We start from the raw sequence: 17,379 nt of genomic DNA, 5'->3' as shown, positions 1-17,379 counted from the left end.
AAAAATTGATTGTGCTTGAGACCGGAAATTCTCCGGCGGCTGGCCCCGGCCTCGTCTCCCGGGTTCCGGTTAAAGGTCGGGTGCAAGCGGAACGTCGATTGAGCCGTCAAGATAAGCCTTCGGACCTTCCGAACCGGGCATCATGTCGAATTCGAAGACATCCGTCGGCAGCCAAAGCGTTGCGCAGGCATTCGGTATGTCGACCACCCCTGAAATGTGCCCCTGAACGGGGGCTGTTCCGAGGATCGCGTAGGCCTGTGCGCCCGTGTAACCGAACTTTTTCATGTATTCGATCGCGTTGAGGCATGCCATTCGGTAGGCGATGTGGACGTCGAGATAGTGCTGTGTGCCGGCCTCGTCGACCGAAATGCCTTCGAAGATGAGATAGTCGTCGTATTTCGGCGTGATGGGGGAGGGTTTGAAAATCGGGTTCTTGACGCCGTATTTCGTCACGCCTTCCTTGATCAGACTGACACGGATGTGAAGCCATCCGGCCATTTCGATTGCACCGCAGAAGGTGATCTCGCCATCGCCCTGGCTGAAATGCAGGTCGCCCATGGAAAGACCGGCACCGTCCACGTAGACAGGAAAATAGATCTTTGAACCGCGCGATAGATCCTTGATGTCGCAGTTGCCGCCATGTTCTCGTGGCGGGACGGTTCTGGCGGCTTCCGCAGCGGCTTTGTCTTTTGCCTCACCTTTCAATTGACCCATATGAGCGGATTGAGTGTTGGGGAGCGCCGCAAGCGGCGGAATGCGCTCCGGGTCTGTGTCGAACAGGGCCTTTTCCCGTGTGTTCCACATGTCCAGCATGGATCGGTCCGGAAGGCACCCAATAAGACCAGGATGAATGAGCCCCGCATAGCTGACACCCGGTACATGGCGCGAGCGCGTGAACATGCCCTCGATATCCCAGATCGACTTCTGTGCTTCCGGAAAGTGCTCCGTCAGAAAACCACCGCCATTCTGCTTGGAGAAGAAGCCGTTGAAACCCCAGAGCATTTCTTCCTTGGCACCGATATCGAGGATATCGACGACGAGCAGATCACCCGGCTCGGCTCCCTTCACACCAATCGGACCCGACAGGTAGTGAACCTGCTCAAGCTCGACATCGCGCACGTCAGCGGCATCGTCGTCGTTCTTTATCTGGCCCCCGGTCCAGTCATAGGTCTCGATCCTGAAATCATCGCCAGGCTCCACCCAGACCGCCATCGGAATGTCAGGGTGCCAGCGGTTGTGAACCTTCTCGTTTGTGTGCGGGGACTCGCTCAAGTCTACCGAGATCAGTGTATCTGCCATTGGGCTTCTCCTCTTGAATACCTGCGGTTTGGTTTTTTGTCGGAAGTTTCGATTGCTCAGACGGACAGGAACGCAGCGACCTTTTCTTCGTCGACGCTGTCTCGCGGCTCGTCGTGAACGAGGCGTCCGTTCTCCAGAACGAGCACACGGTCGGCGACGTCGAGAGCGAAGGATAGGACCTGTTCCGAGACGACGATGGAAAGATCGCGTTCGTCCCGGATACGCCTGAGCACGCGCGCCATTTCACGAATGATCGACGGCTGGATACCTTCGGTGGGCTCATCCAGCAGCAGCACTTTTGGATTGGTTGCGAGCGCGCGCGCGATGGCGAGCTGTTGCTGCTGGCCCCCGGAAAGATTGCCGCCCCGGCGGCCCTTCATGTCGAGCAGGACCGGAAACAATTCGTAGATGTCTCCCGGAACTTTGCTTCTGCCACTGATCGAAAGTCCGGTCTCGATGTTTTCCTGGACCGTCATGGTCGGGAAAATCATCCGGCCCTGGGGCACGTAGGCGATGCCGTTGGCAACGCGCTCGTAGCTCTGCATCGAGGTGATGTCGACACCGTCAACGGCAGCGGCGCCGTCCTTGGTTGGCACGATCCCCATGAGAGATTTCATCAGCGTGGTTTTGCCCATGCCATTGCGGCCCATGATGGCGATGATCTCGCCGGGTGCCACGGTGAAGTCGAGACCGTGGAGCACTTCGCTCTGGCCGTAGGCGACGTGGTAGTGCGCGACATTCAGCATTGGAGCCTCCTAGTGGCCGAGATAGACATCGATGACCTTGGGGTCCGCCTGCACCTTGGCCATGGAGCCTTCGGAAAGGATCTTTCCCTGGTGGAGAACTGTGACGCGGTGGGCGATGTCCTCGACGAACTTCATGTCGTGCTCCACCACCATCACCGAGCGGCCCTTTGTGATTTCATTGAGAAGTTTCGCTGTCTGCTTGCGTTCGGAGACGCTCATGCCGGCAACCGGCTCGTCCAGCATCAAGAGCTCCGGGTCCTGGATCAGCAGCATGCCGATCTCCAGCCACTGCTTCTGACCGTGACTGAGCAGCGCGGCTTGCTTGTCGAGAAGCTCGTCGAGGAACACCATGCCCGCGATTTCATGAACCCGCGCCTTGACGTCCTGGTCCCGCTGAAACGTCAGGGCTCCCCAGACGCTGCGTCCGCGCGGGAAGGAGAGTTCGAGATTCTCGAAAACCGTCAGATCTTCGTAGATGGACGGATTCTGGAATTTGCGGCCAACGCCTTCACGAACGATCTCGTGTTCGCGCATGTCGGTCAGTTCCTTGTTGCGGAACTTGATCGAGCCGTCGGTCGATCGCGTGCGCCCGCAGATAAGGTCGAGCACGGTGGTTTTGCCAGCCCCGTTCGGGCCGATGATCACGTGGATCTCGTTCTCGTCAACATAGAGGTTGAGATCGTCGACCGCTTTGAATCCATCGAAGGAGACGGTCAGATTTTCAATCGACAGCAGAAAATCGGTGTTGTTGTTGATCGTATTCATGTGGGCCTCCTATTCGGCTGGCTTTGCGGTCGTTTCGGCACCAAAGCCGGAGGATGGCGGAGGAGCTGTGTCGGAGCGTCCCTTGCGTTTGCCGGCTGAAACGAGACGGTCCACAAGAGGTGCGAGATAGGACTGGTAAAGACCGGAGAGGCCGTTCGGAAAAATCAGCACCACGGCGATGAAAAGAGCACCGAGGCCGAAGAGCCAAAGTTCGGGGAATGTCTCTGAAAACGTGGTCTTGGCCCAGTTGACGAGCAGCGTTCCGTAGACGGCGCCGAAGATCGACAGGCGGCCGCCGACGGCACAGAAAATCACCATCTCGATCGACGGCACGATGCCGACGAAGGACGGGGACATGAAGCCCACCTGAAGGGTGAACATCGCACCGCCAATCGCAGACAGGACGGCTGCGAAACAGAAGACGAAGATCTTGATGTTGGAGACATCGTACCCGGAGAACCGAACACGGTCCTCCTGGTCCCGGACCGCCACCAGCAGGCGGCCAAGCTTGCTTTTGAGCACGACCTGGCTCAGCAGGAGGACGGCGATCAGCAGCGCGCCGTTCACGTAGTAGAGAATGTACTTTGCCTCGTCGGTGCGGATGTCCCACCCCTTCAGCGTCCTCAGGTCCGTGATCCCATTCACCCCGCCGGTATAGCCTTGCTGACCGATGATCAGGATCGTCAGAATCGCCGCGATTGCCTGGGTGATAATCGCGAAATAGACGCCGCCGACACGCCGCTTGAACATGGCCGCCCCGATAATGAAGGCGAAGAGGGCCGGCACGACGATGATGGCGAGCAACGTGAATGTCAGGCTGTTGAACGGCTCCCAGAACCAGGGCAGCGCGGTAATCTGGTTCCAGTCCATGAAGTCGGGAATGCCGGGTGTCGACTGGATGGCGGTCGCCTCGGGCGTGGACGCCTCCAGCTTCAGGTACATGGCCATGCAGTAGCCGCCGAGGCCGAAGAAAACACCCTGGCCGAGGCTGAGAATGCCGCACTTGCCCCAGCACAGAACGAGGCCGACGGCAACGAAGGCGTAGGTCAGGTACTTGCCGAACAGGTTGAGCCGGAAGATGTCCATTGCCAGCGGCATGACAACGAAAAGAACGGCGGCAATGACGAGGATGCCGATCAGTTCCTGCCGCGACATGAAGGATTTAAGGCTTGTCATCACGGCCTCCTTAGCGGCGGATTTTCAGGGAGAAGAGACCCTGGGGACGCAGCATCAGGATGCCGACCACGGTCAGGAGCGTCAGAACCTTGGCCATGGAGCCGGACAGGAAGAACTCCATGGTCGACTGGGCCTGGCTGATTGCAAAAGACGAAGCGATGGTTCCAAGCAGGCTGGCTGCGCCGCCGAACACGACGATCAGGAACGTGTCGACGATATAGAGCTGGCCGGCGGTGGGACCGGTCGACCCGATCATGGTGAAGGCGCTTCCGGCGATGCCGGCAATGCCGCAGCCGAGCGCGAATGTGTTGCGGTCGACCTTCTGCGTGTTGATGCCCACAGCACCTGCCATGACCCGGTTCTGCACCACCGCGCGCGTCTGCATGCCCATCCGTGAACGGAACAAAATGAAATAGACGCCGATGGCGATAACGAAGGTCAGCACCATGACGAAGATGCCGTTGATGGGGATCTCGATGATGTCGGTGAGGGGGACTGACCCGAGCAGCCAGTTCGGCAGCGAGACGCCAACCTCGCGCGCTCCGAAGATCGAGCGGTAGGCCTGCTGGAGGATAAGGCTCAGTCCCCAGGTTGCCAGGAGCGTGTCGAGCGGCCGTTTGTAGAGGTGCCTTATGAGTGACCATTCCACGAGTGCGCCAAGCGCGCCGGCAGCGACAAAGGCCAGAGCCATCGCGAAAAAGAAGTAGATCCCGAAGAGTGCGGGAAAATAGGCCTCGACGAAATTCGAGCACAGATACGTCACATAGGCGCCCAGGATCATGAACTCGCCATGTGCCATGTTGATCACGCCCATCTGGCCGAAAATGATTGCAAGGCCCAGGGCCATCAGAACGAAAACGGAAAAAAGGATCAGTCCGGCAAAACCCTGCATGGCAAAGATGGACCCGAGTTCCGTCCAGGTGTAGTCGGCGAACATGGCGCGCGGTCTCCAGGCTTTGGGGCGATGCGAAGGCAAGGTGCCCCTGCTGTGGGAATGGCAAGTGCGAAGGTTGGGCAAGGCACCGCACGGGCTGCTCGCGCGCAGTGCCTTGCCGGGTCGCCCGTCAATCGGGCGGGCGTTTCCGTCCCAGGGGAGAGAGGGAACGCCGCTTACTGGTAGCCTTCCGGGAACGGATCCGGCTCCATCAGCTCCGCGGTTTCATAGATCAGTTCATACTGACCGTCGGGCTTTGCCAGACCGATGCGCGTCTTGGACCACAGGTGGTGGTTTTCGTGAATGCGTACATAGCCTTCAGGCGCCGTGGTCAGTTCAATGCCCGGTGATGCGAGGCGCACCTTGTCGATGTCGAAGCTGCCCGCCTTTTCGACCGCGGCCTTCCAGAGCCATGGACCGAGATAAGCGGCCTGGGTAACGTCGCCAATGACGACATCATCGCCCCACATCTCCTTGAATGCTTTCACGAATTCGATGTTGTTTTCGTTTTCCAGAGACTGGAAGTATTTCATCGCGGCGTAAGCGCCCTCGATGTTTTCACCACCAATGCCGCGGATTTCGTCTTCGGTCACCGAAATCGTCAGCAGAAGCGGTTTTTCCTTGGTCATGTCGATGCCGGCAGCCTTGAGCTGCTTGTAAAAAGCAACGTTCGAACCGCCCACGACGATGGCGTAGATAACGTCCGGCTTCTTCAGCTTGATCTTGTTGATGACCGAGTTGAATTGGGTATGGCCGAGCGGATAGTACTCCTCGCCGACAACCTTGTGGCCAAGTTTCTCAATGTGCTTGCGGGCGATCTTGTTGGACGTGCGCGGCCAGATGTAGTCGGATCCGAGCAGGTAGAAACTTTTCGCACCCTTTTCCTCAGCAACCCAGTCGATCCCGGCAATGATCTGCTGCGTCGCTTCCTGGCCCGTGTAGATCACGTTCGGCGACTGCTCTAGCCCCTCGTAGAAGGTCGGATAGTAGAGCATGCCGTTATACTGTTCGAACACCGGCAGAACCGCTTTGCGGGAGGCTGACGTCCAGCATCCGAAGACGGCAGCGACCTTGTCGTTCACGAGGAGCTTTTTGGCCTTTTCCGCGAAAGTCGGCCAGTCGGAGGCGCCGTCTTCCTGGATGTATTCGATCTTCCGGCCAAGAACGCCGCCCATGGCGTTGATCTGTTCGATGGCCAGCTTTTCAGCCTGCACGGACCCGGTCTCGGAGATCGCCATGGTGCCCGTGACCGAATGAAGAATACCGACCTGAACAGTGTCGTCGGTAACGGCGAGCCCCGTGGTGTTGACTTCGTCGGCGAAGGCCGGCGTTACCGCACCAGTCGCCGCGACAATTGCAGTGGCGGCGGTTCCCGCCAGGAGGGACCGGCGGGACATCCGGCTTTGAATAATGTCTTTCACGCGTCGCATACTTGGACCCCTATCTGGTTCGAGTTTGAGCAGGGCGCTTTCAAGCACCTCTGTCTGGCTCCAAGCGTCGACGTTTTTTGTGCGCTGCCGCAATGCGTCAGTTGCTGTGGGTCAATTGACTGATTCCGGCTCGGTTCGAACTATGAGACAATGTTTCGCTTGGTCGCGTGGAAATATTCCTGAGCGACTTCATTCAAAGATGCTTTCAAAATACTGAGCGTTGAGGCTGCAAGATAACTCTTTGCCGAATAATTCTTCATGTAACATAGTAACAATAAGATTAATTGGCTGAGATTGGGCACGATAATTGCAAGTCGTAGTTGGAGCGAGAGTGTATCAGCTGCTCTCTGTGTGCTCTTTGCCGAGTGTTTGAGCTACAAAAGGCAACAGCGGGATTGCGATGCACAAAATCTGAGCGGATCCAAGTGAAAACGGATCGCAAGGCAGGATAGATGGCAGGTTACCAGCGGGTTGTGCGCTCGCGTCGAACATATAATCAGTGGGTCGCCAACCAGACCTTTGAGGACTATGCCCTGCGCTTCACGGCAAAGAGCGCCCGGCGGTGGTCACCTGTGTGGGTTGCCAACACGGCGCTCGGCGCCATTTCCTTTCTCGCGCTGGAAGCGATCGGCGCAGCCATCACATACAACTATGGTTTTTCCAATGCAGTTCCGGCGATCATGCTGGTCGGCCTGCTTATCTTTGTGACCGGTTTGCCGATTTCATATTACGCGGTGAAATACGGCGTCGATATCGATCTTCTCACCCGCGGTGCCGGCTTCGGCTATATCGGCTCGACGGTCACCTCGCTGATCTATGCCAGCTTCACCTTCATCTTCTTCGCTCTGGAAGCGGCGATTATGGCGACGGCGCTCGAGCTGTTCTTAGGGATTCCGCTCAATGTCGGCTACCTCATTTGCTCACTCGTCGTCATTCCGATGGTGATCTACGGCATCACACTCATTAGCCGGCTTCAGGTCTACACCCAGCCGCTTTGGATCGTTCTTCAGCTTCTTCCCTTTGCCTTTCTCGCCTGGCAGGGGCTGGCACCCATTGAGGACTGGCAGAATTTTTCAGGGCGCCTGGGGGATGAGAACGGTCAATTCAACCTTCTTCTCTTTGGTGCAGCGAGTGCGGTCCTGTTTTCGCTCATCGCGCAGATTGGTGAGCAGGTCGACTTTCTGCGTTTTCTCCCGCGCCAGAGGCGCGGTGGTCGGGTCGGCTGGTGGTTCGCGTTGCTGGCTGCCGGACCGGGGTGGATCGTAATCGGGGCCTTCAAGCTCCTGCTGGGATCGTTCCTTGTCGTGGTTGCTCTGCAGAGCGGGCTTGCACCGGACAAAGCCGTCGAGCCGACGCATATGTATCTGGTTGCCTTCAGCAAGGTAACGACGCCGGAAGTCGCCATCGCGCTGACAGGTATCTTCGTGGTCGTTTGCCAGATCAAGATCAACATCACGAATTCCTATGCGGGCTCGATTGCCTGGTCCAATTTCTTTTCCCGCCTGACCCACAGCCACCCGGGCCGCGTTGTGTGGCTGGTATTTAATGTCGTGATTGCTCTGACATTGATGGAGCTGGGCGTCTACAAGGCACTGGAACGGACGCTCGGCCTTTATTCGATCGTTGCGGTTGCCTGGATCGGAGCGCTGTTTGCAGATCTTGTGATCAACAAGCCACTGGGTCTCAGCCCGTCCTATATCGAGTTCAAGCGCGCTCATCTTTATGACATCAACCCTGTCGGACTGGGCTCGATGATCGTCGCGAGCGTCATAGCGTTCTTGGCCTATGCCGGCTGGTTCGGGCAAACGGCACATGCGCTTGCCAGCTATATCGCGCTTTTCACCGCGATCGTTCTGGCGCCCGTGATCGCGTTCGTGACGAAAGGCAAATATTACATCGCGCGCGAGGCCGTCGAACTTGTTTCCAAGACCGGTGAAAAGAAACAGACCGTCCAGTGCTGTATTTGTGAACACACATTTGAACACGAGGATATGACGCATTGCCCGGTCTATACGGGTCCGATCTGCTCGCTGTGCTGCTCCCTCGATGCGCGCTGCGAGGACGATTGCAAGGAAAACGCCCGATGGGGCGATCAGATATCCCTGCTGCTGCATTCTCTGCTGCCCACTCGTACAGCCAATTGGCTTGGGTCGCGCATCGGCATTTATCTTGGGATCATGCTGATCACGATGCTGTCCCTCGGCGGCATTCTCTACCTTGTCTTCGTCGAGGCCGGGGCACAGCAGGCCCTTTATGGGACGGACAGCGTCGCCCGGGCGCTGACCCAGGTCTTTTTCATCCTGCTGCTCATTTCCGGCGTAATGGCCTGGCTGTTCGTTCTGGTCCACGAAAGCCGCAAATTCGCCAATGAAGAGACACGGCGCCAGACCAGTCTTTTGATGAAGGAAATCAGGGCGCACCAGAGAACGGACGCCAAACTGCAAAAAGCCAAGGAAGCCGCGGAAGCCGCCAACCAGGCCAAAAGCAGATATGTTGTCGGCATTAGCCACGAATTGCGGTCTCCGCTGAATGCGATTGCCGGATATGCACAGCTCATGCGCAAGGATCCGACAATCCCGGCCCATCGCCGGGACGCGGTGAAGGTCATTCAGCATTCCGCCGACCATCTGGCCGGCCTGATCGAAGGGCTTCTCGACATTTCCAAAATAGAGGCGGGACACCTGACGATCTACCGGGAGCGGTTTAATCTGCATGAGTTCCTCACGCAGATCGTCGACATGTTCCGGCTGCAGACGGACGCCAAGGCACTGACATTGGCATTCAGTCCCGCGGACAATCTGCCCCAGTTTGTATTCGGCGATGAAAAGAGGCTTCGGCAGGTGCTTATCAACCTGCTTTCGAATGCGATCAAATGGACGGACAGTGGCCGCGTCAGTCTGATCGTCTCCTACCACAGTCAGGTCGCCGAGTTTTCGATTGTCGACACCGGTATCGGTATTGCCGAAGAGAACCTGAAGCGGATCTTTAATCCTTTTGAAAGAGTTGAGGACGAAGGGCAGTCGGGCATTCCTGGCACGGGTCTCGGGCTGACGATCACCAAGCTCCTGAGCGAGATCATGGGTGGTGACATCCAGGTTGAAAGCGAGAAAGGCAAGGGCAGCACCTTCAAGGTGCGGATCCTTTTGAGTGCCGCGAATGCGCCGGCACAGACAGCCCCGGCCGAAAAACACGTCCATGGCTATGAAGGCGCTGTCCAAACGATCATGGTGGTGGATGACGATGCGGCTCAAAGATCGCTGATCCAGGATTTTCTCAATCCGTTGGGTTTCAAGGTGCTGACCGCCGCCAGCGGCAACGAATGTCTAAAGTTGGTCGCGACCGAAAAACCCAGCGCATTTCTTCTGGATATCAGCATGCCCGGCATGAACGGATGGGACCTTGCCAGAACGCTTCGCGAAACAGGACACAGCGATGCGCTCATCATCATGATCTCCGCAAATGCCGATGACAGCGGACGAGATCCGCTCCACAGGATTTACCACGACGACTATCTGGTGAAGCCTGTCCGGCTGCAGGACCTTCAGAACAAATTGCAACAGGGTCTGAAACTCGTCTGGCGGACCTCGCCCATGCAGTCACGCCCACAGCTTCACATCCCGGCCGCTGCATCCGAACGCGTGTTCGCTGGAGACAGCCTGCCTTCGGTAGAGAGCCTTGAAATGCTCAAGCAGCTGAGCAGTCTGGGCTATGTTCGTGGCATCAGGGCGAAGCTTGATGACATTGAGGCGCACGAACCAAATGCGGCGGAGTTTGTCGGACATATGCGACGCCTCATCCGTGAATTCGATCTCACCCGATATGACAAGGTACTGGAAGGACTTGGACATGATCATGAATGCTCCTAGTCCCAGCGAAACCGTTCTCGTTGTCGATGATGCGCCGGCGTCCCTGGGCATGCTGACAGATGCCCTGGAAGAGGCCGGTTATACGGTGCTGGTTGCCCAGGACGGTCGCAAGGCCCTGGACATCGCGGCAAGAATTACGCCGAGTGCCATCCTGATGGATGCAATCATGCCGGAGCTTGACGGTTTCGAAACGAGCAAGCAGATCAAACAACTTGATGCCCTTCGCGACGTGCCGGTTCTCTTCATGACCGGTCTTAGCCAGACGGAACATATCGTCAGGGGACTGGAGTCCGGCGGCGTTGACTACGTCACCAAACCTGTCGACCCGGATGAACTCATTGCAAGATTGCGCGTCCATATATCAAACGCCCGCAACACGCACAGTGCGCATGTCGCGCTGGACGCATCCGGGCGGTTTCTTATTTCGGTGGATCTATCCGGTCGGATTTGCTGGGCAACGCCGCAAGCTCTTGCACTGCTCGATGGCAAAGGCACGAGAGACGAGGAAACATTCGGCGAGTTGCCTGTCGAAGCCACGGAATGGCTGCGCGGCTATCTGCTTGAAGCGAGCAAACACGCGCTTGGCAACAATGACGTCGTTGCGGCGATGTCTGGTTTGTCGCTCAGGTTCAGCTATGCCGGTCAAATCAGCTCAGGCGAACATCTGCTGCGCGTCACCGAAGTGGTCGGCGGCGGTCCGTCCGACATTCTTCGAAGATCATTCGATTTGACAGAGCGCGAAGCCGAGGTGCTGACATGGATTGCGAATGGCAAGTCGAACAAGGAAATTGCGGTCATTCTTGAGATGAGCCCGCGAACGGTGAACAAGCATCTTGACCGGATTTTCGGAAAACTCGGGGTCGAGAACCGGACATCCGCTGCCGTCGTTTCTCTCAAGCGTATTTTGGAAGGCTAGAAAAGCGCGCTTGGAAAGCAAGAGATTGAAACGACCCTCGAATTTTACATTCAAGGATCTCAATCACCGTTGCAAGCACCCAAGTGAAGTGCATTTCGTGGTGTTGGCGCTTTCATAAAAGTCACTAGAAAGCGGGCGATGCATGAGTTCTGTTGTTTGACGATGTGAGATAACGCGATGTGCTGAACATTCGTGATCAAATTGATCGCGAACCCGCATGGCAGCTCAACAAACGACTGCAAAACGTCAATATGACGTTGAAAGAGAGCAGAAGCGGAATTGAATTCAAAGCGCTGCTTGTTGCCCGCCCAGGCGCGCGCTCTGTCTAACGTTCGTCTTGCGCGCTGCGTTTTTGAAAACATGATCCGTAACAATCGCGGACAGCCAGATGCCGATGAGCGTGAGCCAGGCGGTCACCGCGAAGAGGGACGCGCCTGATATGCCCGCGCCGACCGCACAGCCACCGGCCAGCATCCCGCCAAATCCCATCAGGGCAGCGCCGGTGAGATACCGGGCCATGGATGGTCCGCTCTCAAAGCCCTGCAGCACCAACTGCCGGGTCAGGAGCGCCGCAACAAACGAGCCGAGGAAAACGCCTGGAACAAGTCCGGAATTGAAGCCGAGGCTTTCGAAAGGTGCTGACAGGAACAGCATCAGCATGTCGGCGGACGGTCCGGTAAAGGTCACGCCTTCAATCTGAACAGGATCAAAGGCCTGCCGTGACATGGCAGTCGTGAACCAAAGCGCAAGCGGGACCGTCAATCCCACACCGACTGCTGCAACTGTCTGCCATATAGAACTCCGGTTGCGCCACGCAAAACCAAGACCCGCGAGCAGCCAGAGACCACCGAACAGAAAAATGGATGCCTCGCTCAATCCAAGGAATGAAGTCAGGTTGTTGCCTCCTGTGTCAACCGTTGTCCACAATCCGGACAACCAGTCACGCATCGGTTTCAAAGCGCCATATAGACTGGACTGGGCGACAACCGCAAAGACCAGTCCGGAGAGCAGCGCTCTCAGGTTGCCGGTTGCCGAAAGCACCAGGAGCCGGCTGGCGCAGCCGCGGGCCATGACCATGCCCGTTCCGAACAACAGGCCACCGATCAGTGCCCCAGAGAGGCTCTGCGGAGACGCCAGTTGCCGGGTTTCGTCCGCGGCGATCTCGCCGAACATATTGAGAAGCTGCGTTGCGATCATGGCGCTTGAAAAAGCAAGCAGCCAGATGGGCAGCCGGTCGGACGGTTTGCGGCGCGAGAACTCAAGTGCTGCGGCCCGAAGGCAGAAACGGCTCTGCTGGGCGAGAGCGCCGAACGTGACACCGACCACCAATCCACCGATGACGAGCACTGTGGGCTCCGATAAGCTTTCAAGAACGGGGGTCAGGTCCATGTACGATCCAATGCAGCGGGATCAGCGCTGTCAGAAGTTGAAGATGGTGCCAATTCTGAGGACCGTCGATCGGATCGCATTGACCGATCTCAAGAACGCATCAAAAAATTCGATAATTTGAATATGATGCGACGGTGGCACGCGTGTCAAATGGCTCTAGCGCAACTATCCCGAGCTATTCGGCTGGTGCAAAACCCGTGATGAGCTGTTTCAAGCCAAGTGCGGCTCCGGCAAAAATGGCAAGAAATGTCACCGGTGCGCTGTAGGCAAGCACTGAAAACGCGGAAATACCCTGGCCGACACTGCACCCTACGGCCAGGATCGCGCCAGGACCCATGATTGCCGCTCCTGTGATCTGCCGACGCAGCTCGCGTGGATCTTCGCAGGCTTCCCATCGGAAATGCCCTTTTGAAAACGATCCGAGAAACGCACCGATGATGACACCGGCAACCGATCCGACGCTGAAAGAGAGCGTGTTACCGGAGGCGGTCATGGCGTAGTAGATCGTGTCGCCGATGGGCGCGGCGAATGTGTGCGTCTCAACCGGTTCTGCTTCAAAGCCTGTCATGGCCACCCAATAGGTGCCGACCCATCCCGAAACGATCGCCAGGCCGACAACACTTCCCCAGAAGATATGGCGTGGGGACTGCCGGAAGGTGGCGCTTGCGAGCGTAAACGCGATGATCAGGCCGCCGATTACGAGGCCCGTTACGACGGGCGCAATACCGAAGCGGGCATCAAAGAACTGACTCACGCCTTGTGGCGTTTCGGCACCTGTCTCGGCCGGGAACAACCAGACACGCGCATGGGCGAGGGGGCCCGACATGACAAAATAGGCGGACAGCCCCATCACGATGACCATGACAAACGCCCGCAAATCCCCGCCGCCGAGGCGGGCAAGGGCGCCATAGCCGCAATTGCCGCAAAGTGCCATGCCGTAACCGAACATCAGTCCGCCGATGATCGAACCGAGCGGGTTCCAGACCCTGTCGAGATAAGCTGTGCCGGAGCCTTCCAGGAACCCCGAGGACATGGCTGCGTGCGATCCGATAATGGCGACACCGATTGCCAGACCCCACATGCGCAGACGGCGGTCGTCCGCGCCATAGAGAAAATCTTCGATGGCACCAAGAGTGCAGAAGCGGCCAATCCGTGCGGCAAGCCCGAGGGCGATGCCGCCCACAAGGCCGATCAGTGCAACTGAATTGGCTTCTCCGAGCATTTCCAGCATGTCCGGCTCCTCCCAAAAGCGGACGCTGTCAAAGCGTTCGGTTAGTCGTCCCGACAGAACAGTTCATAGACAACTTCCATGATTTGCTTCGGCCTGTCATCTGCCAGGCTGTAATAGATCGCCTTGCCGTCGCGCCGTGGTGTTACCAGACCCTCAAGCCGCAAACGTGTCAATTGCTGCGATACGGCCGCCTGCCTGGCAGAAAGCAGATTTTCCAGTTCGGCCACCGACTTTTCACCGGACGCGAGGTGACACAGGATCATCAGGCGGCCTTCGTGGCTGATCGCCTTCAGGAAATTGGAGGCACGCTGTGCGTTCTTCATCATCCTGTCCATATCCTCGGCGCACATGTTGGCGTCGAACACTGGCAGGCGGGACGTTCCTTCGCTTGAGCCTTCGGGGGTGCCTTGCGTGTCAGCAGTCATATTGTTCAACCCGTCTGATCCAGTGGAATGTTCGCCTGAGTGAACATCATGTTGAGCAAGCTCCAGAAAAAATCCTCACCGGGATATCCTTCGATTCGACCGACTTCCGCGCCATTGTGCACGAGAATGAAGGTTGGTGTGAAGCGAACCTTCTTTTCGAATGTCACATCCGGCGCTTCGCCGTGCAAATCATAGCGTTTCAGCGGCGCCGTCCTGCCTTCAACCGTTTTGGGGTAGATGTGCGCTATCTCTTTGTTCCATTTCGCGCACCAGTGACAGCCGTCTTCCTCCGCCATGAGCAAGAGCGTCTCTGCGCGCGCTCCGGCGGGCGCGAACGCCAGCAACAGAACGATCAGCGTCTTCAACAAAGTCAATTCGAAACCCCGATTGACGAGTGCATACACTTAATCATAATCTAATTTGTGAATATATCAAGCTGAGAAGCAGCTCACTCCATGTTCGAGATTACCTTTGTTGGTGCGCTGGCGGCAGGACTTCTGTCGTTCCTGTCGCCCTGCATCCTGCCCATCGTACCGTTCTATCTGAGTTACCTTGCAGGTGTCGGGCTGAACCAGATGGAAGCAGAGACGGGCGTATCCGGCGCCGTAAAGATGCGCGCTTTTCTTTCCGCCTGTTGTTTTGCCCTTGGCGTAATCACCGTTTTCATGGGGCTCGGCGCCACCGCAAGCACATTCGGTCAGTTGGTGCGCGAGTATTTTGATGTTCTGCGCTGGGGGGCGGCAGCGCTTGTCATTGCGATGGGCCTTCACTTTCTGGGTGTGGTTCGGATCGGTATTCTCTACCGGCAGCTGCGGGTCGAGACCGGAAACGCATCGAGTGTCAGCCTGCTCGGAGCTTTCGCGGTTGGTCTTGCATTCGCATTCGGTTGGACGCCGTGCGTCGGGCCGGTACTGGCCGCAATCCTGTTCACGGCGGCAGGTCAGGAGACTGCGGGGCAGGGGGCCATGCTGTTGTTCATCTACGGCCTCGGCATGACGCTGCCGTTTGTTTTTGCGGCTCTTTTCATCGGACCGTTTATGTCCTGGATGGCCGGATTTCGGAAACATCTCGGCGTCATTGAAAAACTCATGGGCGCTTTTCTGATCCTGTTCGGGGTCCTGATCGCCACGAATTCCATCAACGTCATCGCTCAATGGATGCTGGAAAACGTTCCCTGGTTCAGCGCCATTGGCTAGTGGAGGAGGAAGGAAAATGAAACGTCTGCTTTTGACGCTTTGCGCGGTCATTTTGACAACAAACGTGTTTGCGGCCGAGATAGGCGACGATGGCCTTCACAAGGCAGCCTGGATGCGGGACACTTTCAAGGACCTTTCAGAAGACCTTGAAGAAGCAAACGCTGAAGGCAAGCGACTGATGGTGATCGTCGAGCAGCGCGGTTGCATCTATTGCAAGCGGATGCACGAAGAGGTTTTCGTGATCCCGGAAATCTCCCGGTATATCGAGGACAATTTTTTTGTCGTCCAGATCAACATGTTCGGAGATGTCGAAGTCACTGATTTCGATGGGACGACGCTGCCGGAAAAGGACATGGTTAAACGGTGGGGCGCGCTGTTCACGCCGAACATATTTTTCTTCCCGGCCGAGGTTGCAGATGATCTGACAGCAACACAAGCAGCTGTTGCCAACATGCCCGGTGCCTTCGGACGGTGGACGACGTTGAATATGCTGACCTGGGTGGTTGAGGAGGGCTACAAAAGCGACGAACCCTTCCAAAAATACCACGCACGCAAGTTCGAGAGCCAAAACAAGTAGCTGTCGATGCTGCGGCGCGACATTTTATTTCGTTTTTGCTGCGTTCGCGAACAAATAGATAAATTCATTTAATTGAATTTGTTATTGCGTAAAAGCGAATATGTGATGTATGGTCGCACCAAAGGTCGCCGGGAATCGACTGAGGGAGGGTACATGAAAAACGCACTATTCGGCTTATCTGCAATGCTTGCCGCAACGACGGCGTTTGCCGAAACAGTCAAGCCGAAGGACGTCGTCTTTGCCGATGGTGCCGTTGACGTCTCGTTATCCGGTGTCGCCGGCGATCCCGCGGCAGGGGCCGAAATCATGGACAAGGGCGCAGGCAACTGTATTGCCTGTCATCAGATTTCCGCGCTCAGTCATCTGGCCTTTCACGGTGAGATTGGCCCACCGCTCGACGGTGTCGCCGATCGCTGGTCCGTCGCGGAGCTTCGCGGCATCGTCACCAATGCGAAGGTGATGTTTGAGGGCAGCATGATGCCTTCTTTTTACAAAACCGAGGGATTTGTTCGTCTGGGGGACGCCTACACGGGCGATGCTCATGGCGATGGTGAAGTCCAGCCGCTGCTGACGGCTCAGCAGATCGAGGACGTTGTCGCCTTTCTCGTAACGCTCAAGGAAGACTGATCTTCCTCACATGGAGACCAACATGGAAATGACACGGCGAAAACTGCTCGCACTCGGCTCCGGTACTTTCGTGCTGGCGACCCTGCCGAGCTTCCCCGCATTTGCCACCCTGACCGACGACGCGATAGCCGAGCTGACAGGCGGGGCGGACATGGGCGAGGGGGCCATCACATTGACCGCACCGGAAATCGCGGAAAACGGTAACACCGTCCCAATTGCCTTCGACGCGCCGGGCGCGGCGGAAGTGACGCTCTTTGCCGACGGAAACCCCGTTCCGAATGTCGCGACTTTCAAGTTCGGTCCTTTGAGCGCATCTCGCAGCGCCTCGACGCGCATCCGTCTTGCAACGACCCAGAACGTCGTCGCAATCGCGAAAATGGAAGATGGCTCCTTCCAGATGGCCAAAGCCAACGTGAAAGTGACCATCGGCGGCTGCGGCGGCTAACCCGCAAGGCATTAGGAGAAAAATCATGGCATCTGGTGTGAAACCACGGGTGAAGGTTCCCAAAGAGGCGGCGGCGGGTGAAACGATCACCATCAAGACCCTGATCAGCCACAAGATGGAAAGCGGTCAGCGCAAGGACGATGATGGAAATGTCATCCCGCGTTCGATCATCAATCGGTTCACCGCCGACTTCAACGGTGAGAACGTAATCGATGTCGTGCTCGAACCCGCAATATCAACCAATCCTTATTTCCAGTTCGAGGCAGTCGTTCCGGAATCGGGCGAATTCAAGTTCACCTGGTACGACGACGACGGCTCCGTCTACGACACTGCAAAAAAGATCACGGTCAGCTGATC

The 17,379-nt window shown here is 57.1% G+C and carries 17 protein-coding genes; 7 read left to right on the top strand and 10 right to left on the bottom strand.

Going from position 1 to position 17,379, the window contains the following annotated elements; genetic code table 11:
• Positions 1–69: 69 nt before the first annotated feature.
• From fmdA to urtA, 6 genes are all read right to left on the bottom strand, one after another.
• On the bottom strand, positions 70–1,299 hold the full coding sequence (gene fmdA / locus ABVF61_RS07680) for a formamidase (protein ID WP_353992923.1): 1,230 nt from the start codon (positions 1,297–1,299) through the stop codon (positions 70–72).
• A 56-nt stretch (positions 1,300–1,355) separates the two neighbouring features.
• Positions 1,356–2,045, bottom strand: a complete 690-nt coding sequence (gene urtE, locus ABVF61_RS07675; protein WP_353992922.1) for an urea ABC transporter ATP-binding subunit UrtE — start codon at positions 2,043–2,045, stop codon at positions 1,356–1,358.
• A 9-nt stretch (positions 2,046–2,054) separates the two neighbouring features.
• The gene (urtD, locus tag ABVF61_RS07670; RefSeq protein ID WP_353992921.1) at positions 2,055–2,810 is read right to left on the bottom strand and encodes an urea ABC transporter ATP-binding protein UrtD; all 756 of its coding nucleotides are present in this window, start codon (positions 2,808–2,810) and stop codon (positions 2,055–2,057) included.
• 9 nt (positions 2,811–2,819) lie between these two features.
• A complete protein-coding gene (gene urtC, locus ABVF61_RS07665; protein ID WP_353992920.1) occupies positions 2,820–3,986 on the bottom strand; it encodes an urea ABC transporter permease subunit UrtC in 1,167 nt (388 codons plus the stop codon).
• Positions 3,987–3,996: 10 nt separating this feature from the next.
• Complete coding sequence (urtB, locus tag ABVF61_RS07660; protein ID WP_353992919.1) at positions 3,997–4,923, bottom strand: urea ABC transporter permease subunit UrtB; 927 nt, start codon at positions 4,921–4,923, stop codon at positions 3,997–3,999.
• A gap of 173 nt (positions 4,924–5,096) precedes the next feature.
• Positions 5,097–6,350: an urea ABC transporter substrate-binding protein gene (gene urtA / locus ABVF61_RS07655; RefSeq protein WP_502949934.1), complete on the bottom strand. Its 1,254-nt coding sequence runs from the start codon at positions 6,348–6,350 to the stop codon at positions 5,097–5,099.
• A gap of 452 nt (positions 6,351–6,802) precedes the next feature.
• Here urtA and ABVF61_RS07650 point away from each other — a divergent pair, with 452 nt between their 5' ends.
• Positions 6,803–10,216 carry a hybrid sensor histidine kinase/response regulator gene (locus ABVF61_RS07650; RefSeq protein ID WP_353992918.1) on the top strand — a complete coding sequence of 1,138 codons (3,414 nt, stop codon included), beginning with the start codon at positions 6,803–6,805 and terminating at the stop codon, positions 10,214–10,216.
• Positions 10,203–11,132: a response regulator gene (locus ABVF61_RS07645; RefSeq protein WP_353992917.1), complete on the top strand. Its 930-nt coding sequence runs from the start codon at positions 10,203–10,205 to the stop codon at positions 11,130–11,132. The genes ABVF61_RS07650 and ABVF61_RS07645 overlap by 14 nt, the downstream gene beginning before the upstream one ends.
• 285 nt (positions 11,133–11,417) lie before the next feature.
• Here ABVF61_RS07645 and ABVF61_RS07640 read toward each other — a convergent pair whose 3' ends face one another.
• The 4 genes from ABVF61_RS07640 to ABVF61_RS07625 all read right to left on the bottom strand — a co-directional run bounded on the left by ABVF61_RS07640 (position 11,418) and on the right by ABVF61_RS07625 (position 14,551).
• On the bottom strand, positions 11,418–12,521 hold the full coding sequence (locus tag ABVF61_RS07640) for a YeeE/YedE family protein (RefSeq protein WP_353992916.1): 1,104 nt from the start codon (positions 12,519–12,521) through the stop codon (positions 11,418–11,420).
• Positions 12,522–12,696: 175 nt separating this feature from the next.
• Entirely contained in the window at positions 12,697–13,752 is a 1,056-nt protein-coding gene (locus ABVF61_RS07635; protein WP_353992915.1) for a YeeE/YedE family protein, read from the bottom strand.
• A gap of 41 nt (positions 13,753–13,793) precedes the next feature.
• Positions 13,794–14,102, bottom strand: a complete 309-nt coding sequence (locus ABVF61_RS07630; RefSeq protein ID WP_299472333.1) for an ArsR/SmtB family transcription factor — start codon at positions 14,100–14,102, stop codon at positions 13,794–13,796.
• Positions 14,103–14,182: 80 nt separating this feature from the next.
• A complete protein-coding gene (locus ABVF61_RS07625) occupies positions 14,183–14,551 on the bottom strand; it encodes a thioredoxin fold domain-containing protein (RefSeq protein ID WP_353992914.1) in 369 nt (122 codons plus the stop codon).
• An 81-nt stretch (positions 14,552–14,632) separates the two neighbouring features.
• Between ABVF61_RS07625 and ABVF61_RS07620 the strand changes: the two genes are divergently transcribed.
• The 5 genes from ABVF61_RS07620 (at position 14,633) to soxZ (ending at position 17,377) form a co-directional block, all read left to right on the top strand.
• The gene (locus ABVF61_RS07620) at positions 14,633–15,373 is read left to right on the top strand and encodes a cytochrome c biogenesis CcdA family protein (protein ID WP_353992913.1); all 741 of its coding nucleotides are present in this window, start codon (positions 14,633–14,635) and stop codon (positions 15,371–15,373) included.
• Positions 15,374–15,389: 16 nt separating this feature from the next.
• Positions 15,390–15,950 carry a thioredoxin family protein gene (locus ABVF61_RS07615; RefSeq protein ID WP_353992912.1) on the top strand — a complete coding sequence of 187 codons (561 nt, stop codon included), beginning with the start codon at positions 15,390–15,392 and terminating at the stop codon, positions 15,948–15,950.
• Positions 15,951–16,103: 153 nt separating this feature from the next.
• Positions 16,104–16,577, top strand: coding sequence for a sulfur oxidation c-type cytochrome SoxX (soxX, locus tag ABVF61_RS07610; protein ID WP_353992911.1), 474 nt, complete (start codon positions 16,104–16,106; stop codon positions 16,575–16,577).
• A gap of 22 nt (positions 16,578–16,599) precedes the next feature.
• Positions 16,600–17,022 carry a thiosulfate oxidation carrier protein SoxY gene (gene soxY / locus ABVF61_RS07605; RefSeq protein WP_353992910.1) on the top strand — a complete coding sequence of 141 codons (423 nt, stop codon included), beginning with the start codon at positions 16,600–16,602 and terminating at the stop codon, positions 17,020–17,022.
• Between the two features lie 25 nt (positions 17,023–17,047).
• Positions 17,048–17,377, top strand: a complete 330-nt coding sequence (soxZ, locus tag ABVF61_RS07600; RefSeq protein WP_353992909.1) for a thiosulfate oxidation carrier complex protein SoxZ — start codon at positions 17,048–17,050, stop codon at positions 17,375–17,377.
• Positions 17,378–17,379 lie beyond the last annotated feature (2 nt).

Source organism: Roseibium sp. HPY-6 (assembly GCF_040530035.1).
In the GTDB taxonomy this organism is placed as follows: domain Bacteria; phylum Pseudomonadota; class Alphaproteobacteria; order Rhizobiales; family Stappiaceae; genus Roseibium.
The sequence above is the reverse complement of the archived record's forward strand: the minus strand, read 5'-3'. Positions and strand labels throughout refer to the sequence as shown.

Excerpts from the sequence above, each read along its gene's own strand:
- fmdA (WP_353992923.1), bottom strand. The coding sequence starts at position 1,299 with ATGGCAGATACACTGATCTCGGTAGACTTGAGCGAGTCCCCGCACACA.
- urtE (WP_353992922.1), bottom strand. The coding sequence starts at position 2,045 with ATGCTGAATGTCGCGCACTACCACGTCGCCTACGGCCAGAGCGAAGTG.
- urtD (WP_353992921.1), bottom strand. The coding sequence starts at position 2,810 with ATGAATACGATCAACAACAACACCGATTTTCTGCTGTCGATTGAAAAT.
- urtC (WP_353992920.1), bottom strand. The coding sequence starts at position 3,986 with ATGACAAGCCTTAAATCCTTCATGTCGCGGCAGGAACTGATCGGCATC.
- urtB (WP_353992919.1), bottom strand. The coding sequence starts at position 4,923 with ATGTTCGCCGACTACACCTGGACGGAACTCGGGTCCATCTTTGCCATG.
- urtA (WP_502949934.1), bottom strand. The coding sequence starts at position 6,350 with ATGCGACGCGTGAAAGACATTATTCAAAGCCGGATGTCCCGCCGGTCC.
- ABVF61_RS07650 (WP_353992918.1), top strand. The coding sequence starts at position 6,803 with ATGGCAGGTTACCAGCGGGTTGTGCGCTCGCGTCGAACATATAATCAG.
- ABVF61_RS07645 (WP_353992917.1), top strand. The coding sequence starts at position 10,203 with ATGAATGCTCCTAGTCCCAGCGAAACCGTTCTCGTTGTCGATGATGCG.
- ABVF61_RS07640 (WP_353992916.1), bottom strand. The coding sequence starts at position 12,521 with ATGGACCTGACCCCCGTTCTTGAAAGCTTATCGGAGCCCACAGTGCTC.
- ABVF61_RS07635 (WP_353992915.1), bottom strand. The coding sequence starts at position 13,752 with ATGCTGGAAATGCTCGGAGAAGCCAATTCAGTTGCACTGATCGGCCTT.
- ABVF61_RS07630 (WP_299472333.1), bottom strand. The coding sequence starts at position 14,102 with ATGTGCGCCGAGGATATGGACAGGATGATGAAGAACGCACAGCGTGCC.
- ABVF61_RS07620 (WP_353992913.1), top strand. The coding sequence starts at position 14,633 with ATGTTCGAGATTACCTTTGTTGGTGCGCTGGCGGCAGGACTTCTGTCG.
- ABVF61_RS07615 (WP_353992912.1), top strand. The coding sequence starts at position 15,390 with ATGAAACGTCTGCTTTTGACGCTTTGCGCGGTCATTTTGACAACAAAC.
- soxX (WP_353992911.1), top strand. The coding sequence starts at position 16,104 with ATGAAAAACGCACTATTCGGCTTATCTGCAATGCTTGCCGCAACGACG.
- soxY (WP_353992910.1), top strand. The coding sequence starts at position 16,600 with ATGGAAATGACACGGCGAAAACTGCTCGCACTCGGCTCCGGTACTTTC.
- soxZ (WP_353992909.1), top strand. The coding sequence starts at position 17,048 with ATGGCATCTGGTGTGAAACCACGGGTGAAGGTTCCCAAAGAGGCGGCG.